Origin of the sequence: Hyphomonas sp., from assembly GCF_040882205.1 — a bacterium.
GTDB lineage: Bacteria > Pseudomonadota > Alphaproteobacteria > Caulobacterales > Hyphomonadaceae > Hyphomonas.
This window is the reverse complement of record NZ_JBBEBT010000219.1, coordinates 1-3,120: the sequence shown is the minus strand read 5'-3', so window position 1 is coordinate 3,120 and position 3,120 is coordinate 1. Positions and strand designations below refer to the sequence as shown.

The following is a 3,120-nucleotide window of genomic DNA, read 5'->3' as shown; positions in this document are numbered from 1 at the left end:
TCATCGACACTGGCAAACCGGAGGGGCAGGCTCTTATCCGCGAACTCGTGAAGGACGCCGATGTCTTCCTCACAAATGTCCGCCCGGGCGGCCTCACGCGTTCAGGCCTCGATTACGGGTCCCTGAAATCTCTCAATCCGAAACTCGTCTACTGTTCCCTCACCGGGTACGGTCTCGAAGGCGAGGACGCGGACCGACCAGGCTTCGACATCGCCAGCTTCTGGAGCCGTACAGGCGTTGCAAGCCTCACGATCCCGAAAGGCGCAGAGCCGTTCCCGCTCCGCACCGCTTTCGGCGACCATACGACATCCATTGCCGCCGCCGCTGGAATCTGCGCCGCCCTTGTCGAAGCAACGCGCACAGGCAAGGGCCGCCTCGTCGAAGCCTCCCTCTTCCGCACGGGTCTTTACACGATGGGATCAGACCTCGCGATCCAGCTCTTCTTCGGCCGCGTCGCGTCGACCAAGACCCGGGGCGAGCAGAACGTGCCAATCTCGAACTTCTTCCAGTCGAAGGATGACAAGTGGTTCTGCATTGTCGCGCGACAGGGCGAAACCGATTGGCCCCCCCTCTGCCGTGTCGTTCAGCGCGAGGAACTCGCGACTGACCCACGCTTCAACAACGCCAAAGGCCGCCGCGCCAACAGTGCCGAAGTGGTCGGCATCCTCGATGCAGGGTTTGCCGCGCATGATATGGCCGACCTCGCCAAACGCCTCGACGCGGAATCGATCGCCTGGGCGCCGGTGCAGACGCTCGCAGACGTTGCCAAAGACCCGCAGGCGTTCGCCTCTGGCGCCATCGTGCAGACGCCGAGTGCCAAGCGCGATGGCACGACCTACGCATCCCCTGCCTCGCCTGTGCGGTTCCCGGGTGCCGACGATGGTCCAAAGGGACCCTCGCCAACGCCTGGTCAGCATACGGCAGAAGTGCTCGCCGCGCTCGGGCGCAGCGAAGCCGATATCAAGGCGCTGTTCGCCTCCGGCATCGTCGCCTGACGGACACTGAGCGTGGGCACGGGAACGCGCCTGTGCATTATCTTTTCCGGGCGGCGTCTGGGGAATAGGCGCACGAACTCTGCAGGGTCCGCAGTAGGGTAATGGTGCTTGCTGAAGCCCGGGTTCAAGGGAGGCGGTCCGTGACAGCCAGGCCTGTCCGGCCGGCTTTCCGAAAGGCATCCTGCTTCCTGAAGCGGAGGAACCGGGTCCTTGTGCACGGGGACGCGCATATCCTTCCAACTCAATTCGACCGTCCGCGCAGCAATCGGCCCAAAGCCCATCTGCAGGACCAAATCACCCGTCAAACCAGAAGGGCCGCCCTGTCCCGCCCGCTGGGCCTCGCTTAGTTGCCCTTGAACACCGGAGTGCGCTTTTCGAGGATCGCGTTGACGCCTTCAACGTGATCGTTAGTCTCGTGCATCAGCGCCTGCGCTGCCGCCGACATTTCCATGATCGTGTCGTAAGAGGATGTCGTGGCGTGCCGCATGAGCGTCTTTGCGAGGCGCAGCGCCTGCGGCGGCTGCTGGGCAATCTTGTTGGCCAGCGCCATCGCTTCCTCCATCAGCTTATCGGCCGGCACCAAACGGCTCACGAGGCCCCACTCGGCGGCCGTCTTCGCATCGATCACATCGCCGGTGAACAGAAGCTCCGCAGCGCGCGAAGCGCCAATCAGGCGCGGCAGCAACCAGGCCCCGCCATCGCCGGGGATCAGCCCCAGCTTCAGGAAGGTCACACCCATCTTCGCCGTGTCGGCCGCAATCCTGATGTCTGCCATGCACGCCACATCGCAGCCAAGCCCGATGGCGGGTCCGTTGATCGCCGAGATCAACGGCACTTCCAGATTGTAGATAGAGCGCACGATGATGTGGATATTGCGGCGATAGCCTTCGCGGATATCCGCCGGACTTCCGCCGAAGGCGCCCTGCTTCTCTTTCATTGCCTTGACGTCCCCGCCTGCGGAGAAGGCACGCCCGGCGCCCGTGAGCACTGCGCAGCGGACCGACGGATCAGCAGTGATTTCGGCGCAGACGGCCGCGACTGCCGGGCCATCGCCCTCCTGCCCAAGGGCGTTCATCATCTCGGGACGGTTCAGCGTCAACAGGGCAACCGGCCCGCGTTTCTCAAGCAGAAGGATCGACATGGCAGAAGGCTCCCTGAAAGACTTTGTATACGGCAAGTCTCGTAACGCCGGGCACAGGCTTGTCCAGCCAGATCAGGCTTTTGCGGCCTTGCGGGTGAAGCGGGTGCCCGGCGCGGGCGGCGCGTTGGAGGCACCTGCGAAGCATTGCGCCTTGCTCATCCAGTCTGTGGCCACAGGCCCGGTCACCTTGAGCTTCGTATCGGCGATGTTCCGCGTCTGCGTCACCACCTGGCAAAACGCCTCGGCCAGCCCTTCGATCCGCTCTTGCTCACTCGGCTCTCCGTGGGTCCAGATGGCGCCGGACGGCGCTGACAGAACAAGATGCGGCATCGGTCCCGGCGGGGTCTCCCGCCGCGTGGCATAGGTCCAACCAAACGTATTGACACCCAGTGTCACGATATTGCCGATCCGGTCCTCATTCTTGCGCACCATACCGGCATGGTCATAAACTTCCTGCCCGTGCGCCCAGGTCTCCATCAGGCGCGCGGTGATCGACGAGCGTGCGCTCATATCCGGCCCGGCCCATTTGAGCCGGGCTTTGGGATCGGCGGCAGCAAAGAGGTCTGCCGCAGTTTCGGCAAAGGCCACCCATTCAGCGACGAGCGCTTCCGGTCCCAGGTGTCCAAACTGCTCCGCCTCGTAAGTGCGCATGGTGATGCCGCGCGTGGCCATCGCCTTCAGATGGCCAACAAGGCCATCCGGATCGCTGATCTGCGCGTGCGCCATCCGGTTCCAGAAATGCAGGTGCCGGATCACGTCCACGGTCGTCCACCCCTTGAACTGCGTCGGCTCGCCGAAAGCGCTCACCGGGACCGACGCGACAAGCGTATGCAGCGCGCGCGTTTCCTGCCGGAAATCTTCTGCCTGTTGCATGCCGACCCTCCCGATGCCTTCTGCCAGTCTTCCCGTGTGCCGGAATTGGCGCAACCCCTCCCCCGGGGAGAGGTCTGGCGAGACAAGGCAGCCGGAGGCACACTCCGCGTA

3 protein-coding genes are annotated in these 3,120 nt (G+C 64.0%); 1 reads left to right on the top strand and 2 read right to left on the bottom strand.

Annotated features, from left to right (window positions below; translation table 11 throughout):
- Positions 1-995, top strand: a 995-nt coding sequence (locus WEA77_RS09300) for a CaiB/BaiF CoA transferase family protein (RefSeq protein WP_368067600.1), incomplete at its 5' end; no start/stop codon positions are given.
- A 343-nt stretch (positions 996-1,338) separates the two neighbouring features.
- On the opposite strand, the gene WEA77_RS09295 is transcribed toward WEA77_RS09300, so the two are convergent.
- On the bottom strand, positions 1,339-2,136 hold the full coding sequence (locus WEA77_RS09295) for a crotonase/enoyl-CoA hydratase family protein (protein WP_368067599.1): 798 nt from the start codon (positions 2,134-2,136) through the stop codon (positions 1,339-1,341).
- 72 nt (positions 2,137-2,208) lie between these two features.
- A complete protein-coding gene (locus WEA77_RS09290) occupies positions 2,209-3,009 on the bottom strand; it encodes a TIGR03084 family metal-binding protein (RefSeq protein WP_368067598.1) in 801 nt (266 codons plus the stop codon).
- Positions 3,010-3,120: the final 111 nt, after the last annotated feature.

What these genes read in the sequence shown, in the direction of transcription:
- WEA77_RS09295 (WP_368067599.1), bottom strand. Translation starts at nt 2,136, where the DNA reads ATGTCGATCCTTCTGCTTGAGAAACGCGGGCCGGTTGCCCTGTTGACG.
- WEA77_RS09290 (WP_368067598.1), bottom strand. Translation starts at nt 3,009, where the DNA reads ATGCAACAGGCAGAAGATTTCCGGCAGGAAACGCGCGCGCTGCATACG.